The 5576-nt window shown below is 57.1% G+C and carries 4 protein-coding genes and 2 pseudogenes; 4 read left to right on the top strand and 2 right to left on the bottom strand.

What is annotated here, in order from left to right; genetic code table 11:
- Window positions 1-246 precede the first annotated feature (246 nt).
- The 3 genes from PG888_RS22275 to gmtX are packed head-to-tail and all read left to right on the top strand — an operon-like array spanning window position 247 to window position 4088.
- Window positions 247-807 (top strand): recombinase family protein, encoded by a 561-nt coding sequence (locus PG888_RS22275; protein WP_003090771.1) that lies wholly within the window; start codon window positions 247-249, stop codon window positions 805-807.
- Between the two features lie 3 nt (window positions 808-810).
- Window positions 811-3777, top strand: a complete 2967-nt coding sequence (locus PG888_RS22270) for a Tn3 family transposase (RefSeq protein WP_003090772.1) — start codon at window positions 811-813, stop codon at window positions 3775-3777.
- Complete coding sequence (gmtX, locus tag PG888_RS22265) at window positions 3678-4088, top strand: gamma-mobile-trio protein GmtX (RefSeq protein WP_270694412.1); 411 nt, start codon at window positions 3678-3680, stop codon at window positions 4086-4088. The genes PG888_RS22270 and gmtX overlap by 100 nt, the downstream gene beginning before the upstream one ends.
- A gap of 277 nt (window positions 4089-4365) precedes the next feature.
- Here gmtX and PG888_RS22260 read toward each other — a convergent pair whose 3' ends face one another.
- Complete coding sequence (locus tag PG888_RS22260; protein WP_270694413.1) at window positions 4366-4590, bottom strand: GGDEF domain-containing protein; 225 nt, start codon at window positions 4588-4590, stop codon at window positions 4366-4368.
- A 118-nt stretch (window positions 4591-4708) separates the two neighbouring features.
- Between PG888_RS22260 and PG888_RS22255 the strand changes: the two are divergent.
- Window positions 4709-5335, top strand: a pseudogene (locus PG888_RS22255) (helix-turn-helix domain-containing protein); the annotation flags it as partial.
- 1 nt (window position 5336) lies between these two features.
- Here PG888_RS22255 and PG888_RS22250 read toward each other — a convergent pair.
- Window positions 5337-5462: pseudogene (locus PG888_RS22250) on the bottom strand (transposase); the annotation flags it as partial.
- Window positions 5463-5576: the final 114 nt, after the last annotated feature.

Raw genomic sequence — 5576 nt, 5'->3', positions numbered from 1 at the left:
TGATGGATCCAACCCCTCCGCTGCTATAGTGCAGTCGGCTTCTGACGTTCAGTGCAGCCGTCTTCTGAAAACGACACTGGATGTCAGGCAAGGCGCATCACGCCGTCAGAATAGAGTCCGCTTTCACATTCTTTGACACATGCTTGCCAAGGTCATAGATTTCAGCCTGACAAATTCAAGGCTTCGGGCGCAATGGAACCAAAAACCAACGCAAGCCCTGCCGCCCATCCAGCCCATGGAGGCATCTTGCAGGGACAACGCATCGGTTACGTCCGGGTCAGCAGCTTCGACCAGAACCCGGAACGCCAACTTGAACAGGTCGAGGTCGGCAAGCTGTTCACCGACAAAGCCTCGGGCAAGGACACCCAGCGTCCCCAGCTGGAGGCCATGCTCGGTTTCGTTCGCGAAGGCGACACCGTGGTGGTGCACAGCATGGATCGCCTGGCACGAAACCTCGATGATTTGCGCCGCCTGGTGCAGAAGCTGACCCAGCGCGGTGTGCGCATCGAGTTCTTGAAGGAAGGCCTGGTGTTCACCGGCGAGGACTCGCCGATGGCCAACCTGATGCTGTCGGTCATGGGGGCCTTTGCCGAGTTTGAGCGCGCCCTGATTCGCGAGCGGCAGCGCGAGGGCATCGCCCTGGCCAAGCAGCGCGGTGCCTACCGGGGCCGCAAGAAAGCCCTCTCCGACGAGCAAGCCATCACGCTGCGGCAGCGGGCCGCTGCGGGCGAGCCGAAGGCGCAGCTCGCCCGCGAGTTCGGCATCAGCCGAGAAACCCTCTATCAGTACCTTCGCAAGGACGACTGAACCATGCCGCGTCGCTCGATTCTCTCGGCTACGGAGCGCGACACCTTGCTTGCGTTGCCGGAAAGCCAGGATGACCTGATCCGCTACTACACCTTCAACGACTCCGACCTGTCGCTGATCCGCCAGCGGCGCGGCGACGCCAACCGCCTGGGCTTCGCGGTGCAGCTCAGCCTGCTGCGCTACCCCGGCTATGCGTTGGGCACCGACAGCGAGCCGCCCGAGCCGGTCATCCAGTGGGTGGCCAAGCAAGTTCAGGCCGACCCGGCGAGTTGGTTGAAGTACGGCGAACGCGACGTGACTCGCCGCGAGCACGCCCAGGAACTGCGCACCTACCTACAACTGGCCCCGTTCGGCCTGTCCGACTTCCGCGCCCTGGTGCGCGAGCTGACCGAGTTGGCCCAGCAGACCGACAAGGGCTTACTGCTGGCCGGTCAGGCCCTGGAGAGCCTGCGACAGAAGCGGCGCATTCTGCCGGCGTTGAGCGTAATTGATCGAGCTTGTTCGGAGGCCATTGCGCGGGCCAATCGCCGAGTCTACCGCGCCCTGGTCGAACCACTCACGGACTCGCATCGGGCCAAGCTGGACGAGCTGTTGAAGCTCAAGGCCGGCAGCAGCATCACCTGGTTGACCTGGCTGCGACAGGCACCGCTGAAACCGAACTCCCGCCACATGCTCGAACACATCGAGCGGCTGAAGACATTTCAGCTGGTGGACTTGCCCGAAGGCCTGGGCCGACACATCCACCAGAACCGCCTGCTCAAGCTGGCCCGCGAGGGTGGGCAGATGACGCCCAAAGACCTCGGCAAGTTCGAGCCGCAGCGACGCTACGCGACCCTGGCCGCCGTGGTGCTGGAGAGCACCGCGACGGTGATTGATGAGTTGGTCGATCTGCACGACCGTATCCTGGTCAAGCTGTTCAGCAGCGCGAAGCACAAGCATCAGCAGCAGTTCCAGAAGCAGGGCAAGGCGATCAACGACAAGGTGCGCCTGTACTCGAAGATCGGCCAGGCTCTGCTGGAAGCCAAGGAAAGCGGTAGCGATCCCTATGCCGCCATTGAGGCGGTGATTCCCTGGGACGAGTTCACCGAGAGCGTCAGCGAGGCCGAGCTGCTGGCCCGGCCGGAAGGCTTCGACCATCTGCACCTGGTCGGCGAGAACTTCGCCACTCTGCGCCGTTACACGCCGGCCTTGCTGGAGGTGCTGGAACTGCGCGCTGCCCCGGCTGCGCAAGGCGTGCTGGCAGCCGTGCAGACCCTGAGCGAGATGAACGCCTACAACCTGCGCAAGGTGCCGGCCGATGCGCCCACCGCCTTCATCAAGCCGCGCTGGAAGCCGCTAGTGATAACCCCGGAAGGCCTCGACCGGCGCTTCTACGAAATCTGCGCCCTGTCCGAGCTGAAGAACGCGCTGCGCTCCGGTGACATCTGGGTCAAGGGCTCGCGGCAGTTCCGCGACTTCGACGACTACCTGCTGCCGGCAGAGAGGTTCGCCGCGCTCAAGCATGCGCAGGCTCTGCCCCTGGCGATCAACCCGAACAGCAACCAGTACCTGGAAGAGCGCTTGCAGCTGCTGGACGAGCAGCTGGCCACCGTCACCCGCCTGGCCAAGGACAACGAGCTGCCCGATGCCATCCTCACCGAGTCCGGGCTGAAGATCACCCCGCTGGATTCCGCGGTGCCCAATACCGCGCAGGCGCTGATCGACCAGACCAGCCATTTGCTGCCGCGCATCAAGATCACCGAACTGCTGATGGACGTGGACGACTGGACGGGCTTCAGCCGCCACTTCACACACCTGAAGGACGGTGCCGAGGCCAAAGACCGGACATTGCTGCTGTCAGCGATCCTGGGCGATGCAATCAACCTCGGGCTGACCAAGATGGCCGAGTCGAGCCCCGGCCTGACCTACGCCAAGCTGTCCTGGCTGCAAGCCTGGCACATCCGAGACGAAACCTACTCGGCGGCCCTGGCCGAGCTGGTCAACCACCAGTACCGTCATACCTTCGCCGCTCACTGGGGCGACGGCACGACCTCTTCTTCCGATGGCCAGCGCTTCCGGGCGGGTGGTCGAGGCGAAAGCACCGGCCACGTCAACCCGAAGTACGGCAGCGAGCCGGGGCGGCTGTTCTACACCCACATCTCCGACCAGTACGCACCGTTCAGCACCCGCGTGGTGAATGTCGGCGTGCGCGACTCTACCTATGTGCTCGACGGTCTGCTGTACCACGAGTCCGACTTGCGGATCGAGGAGCACTACACTGACACGGCTGGCTTCACCGATCATGTCTTCGCCCTGATGCACCTGCTGGGCTTCCGCTTCGCACCGCGCATCCGCGACCTCGGAGAAACCAAGCTGTATGTTCCGAATAGCGTCCAGGACTACCCGACATTGCGCCCAATGGTTGGCGGCACCCTGAACATCAAGCACGTCCGCGCCCATTGGGACGACATCCTGCGCCTGGCCAGCTCGATCAAGCAGGGCACGGTCACCGCCTCGCTGATGCTGCGCAAGCTCGGCAGCTATCCGCGCCAGAACGGCCTGGCCGTGGCCCTGCGCGAGCTGGGCCGGATCGAGCGCACGCTTTTCATCCTCGATTGGTTGCAAAGCGTCGAGCTGCGCCGGCGCGTGCATGCTGGACTGAACAAGGGCGAAGCCCGCAACTCCCTGGCCAGGGCGGTGTTCTTCAACCGCCTCGGCGAGATCAGGGATCGGAGCTTCGAGCAGCAGCGCTACCGGGCCAGTGGCCTCAACCTGGTGACGGCCGCCATCGTGTTGTGGAACACGGTGTACTTGGAGCGCGCCACCCAGGCGATGGGCGATGCGGGGAAGTCGGTGGATGGTGAGCTGCTGCAATACCTGTCGCCGCTGGGGTGGGAGCACATCAATCTGACCGGCGATTATGTCTGGCGGCAGAGCCGCAGGCTGGAGGACGGGAAGTTTCGGCCGCTAAGGCTGCCCGGAAAACCTTAGCGTACGATTTTTTCCGTTTTCTCTATTCGCCCCTAAAACAACATGCCAATATTACCATCGACAAACGACCTGTTCGGCAGTTCGATACAGCCGCAGAACAGACTGTTCAGGTGCTGCCAGCATTTTCAAACATCCTGACTGAATCTGAAAAACAAGCACTCGCCTATGCTATTTCTGACAAGTGCATGGAAGACCACGGATGGCAAACCACACGAGCCGGACAGGTAAAAGACATGGAATACGACACCGAGATTTTTCCTCGCGGTTTTATCACAGGACTGCGTAAAATTTTGGGCGAGGTAGAACAATAATGGCAAGTGGGCAGCAAAAAGCGCAACAAAACATTGATGTATTCATGCAGTGAAGTTTAACGGCCAATTGCGTTTCAAACACACTTTTGGACAAAAATGTGTTATCTCATTTCTACATTGACGAATTAATGAATTAGAAGAATTGATGCGAACTCCCTATTTCTGGGCATGTTGAGTTGCCAATTCTAGCGTTACTTATCTGAAGTTAGATTACTATGAGGGAGCCTATGACTCATTGTTGACTAAATAATATCGTATCCAAATTTAGAGCTTGAAACTAACCGATAGAAACACGGTTTCGACCTTCATGTTTTGCTCGATAAAGTGCACTATCTGCTTGTAATAAAAGTGTATTTTCGCCTTTTGTTTCATTTTTATTATCTGAACAAGAAATACCCATACTGATGGTGATGGTCAGGTTACCAGACGGATGTTCAAATTGGAGAGCGGCAATCGCATGGCGGATCCGTTCTGCGACCAACATGGCACTTGCAGCATCGATATCGCCTAATATGAATTAGTTCCGACCAGATCTGACACTTCTGTTTGAAAAGAAGAGAGTTACCGGTTTTGATATGGGTGTCGAATCCTTAATCAAAACAACATTTGAGGTAACTCTCATGATCCATAGTAACAATCCCGTTATTAAACACAAAGCCGGCCTTCTCAATTTGGCAGAAGAGCTGAACAACGTTTCCCGTGCCTGCAAAGTCATGGGCGTATCCAGAGACACCTTTTATCGCTATAAAGAACTGGTCGAAGAAGGTGGTATCGATGCATTACTTGATAAATCCCGGCGCGTTCCCAACTTAAAAAATCGCACTGATGATACGACAGAACAAGCCGTCATCAATTATGCCATTGAGTATCCGGCACATGGGCAACAGCGAACCAGTAATGAACTTCGTAAACAGGGCATCTTCATCTCCGGAAGTGGTGTTCGTTCAGTCTGGTTACGTCATGATTTAGAGAACTTTAAAAAACGACTTAAAGCGTTGGAACATAAAGTTGCCCAGGACGGCATATTGCTGTCTGACGCCCAAATTGCCGCGCTGGAGCGTAAGCAGCAGGATGATGAAGCCTGTGGCGAGATTGAGACGATGCATCCTGATTATCTGGGCTCACAGGACACGTTTTATGTCGGCAATTTAAAGGGTGTCGGAAGAATTTATCAACAAACGTTCGTCGATACCTATTCCAAAGTTGCTTATTGCAAACTGTATACAACGAAAACGCCAATCACAGCCGACAATGGAACCCGTTGGGCCATCGCAGTGCAAAGAGGTGATCCTTACATTGCTTTTCAGAACCATATTTTTCTATAAATGAATGAATACTCATGCCTTTTTGAAACTGAACTTTATTTCTGGACATGATGTATGCCCTCAATTGGCTTGCTTATTTTAAGTATAGCGGGAATTCAGATAATAAGTGCGACACTCATGGATGAATGGCGAGAGGTGGCCAACTGCTGATTGGTGGTACCCT

Origin of the sequence: Aeromonas sp. QDB23 (assembly GCF_027707745.1) — a bacterium.
Taxonomy (GTDB): Bacteria; Pseudomonadota; Gammaproteobacteria; order Enterobacterales; family Aeromonadaceae; genus Aeromonas; species Aeromonas allosaccharophila.
The sequence above is the reverse complement of the archived record's forward strand: the minus strand, read 5'-3'. Positions and strand labels throughout refer to the sequence as shown.

Coding starts and splice junctions, on each gene's coding strand:
- PG888_RS22270 (WP_003090772.1), top strand. CDS start 811: ATGCCGCGTCGCTCGATTCTCTCGGCTACGGAGCGCGACACCTTGCTT.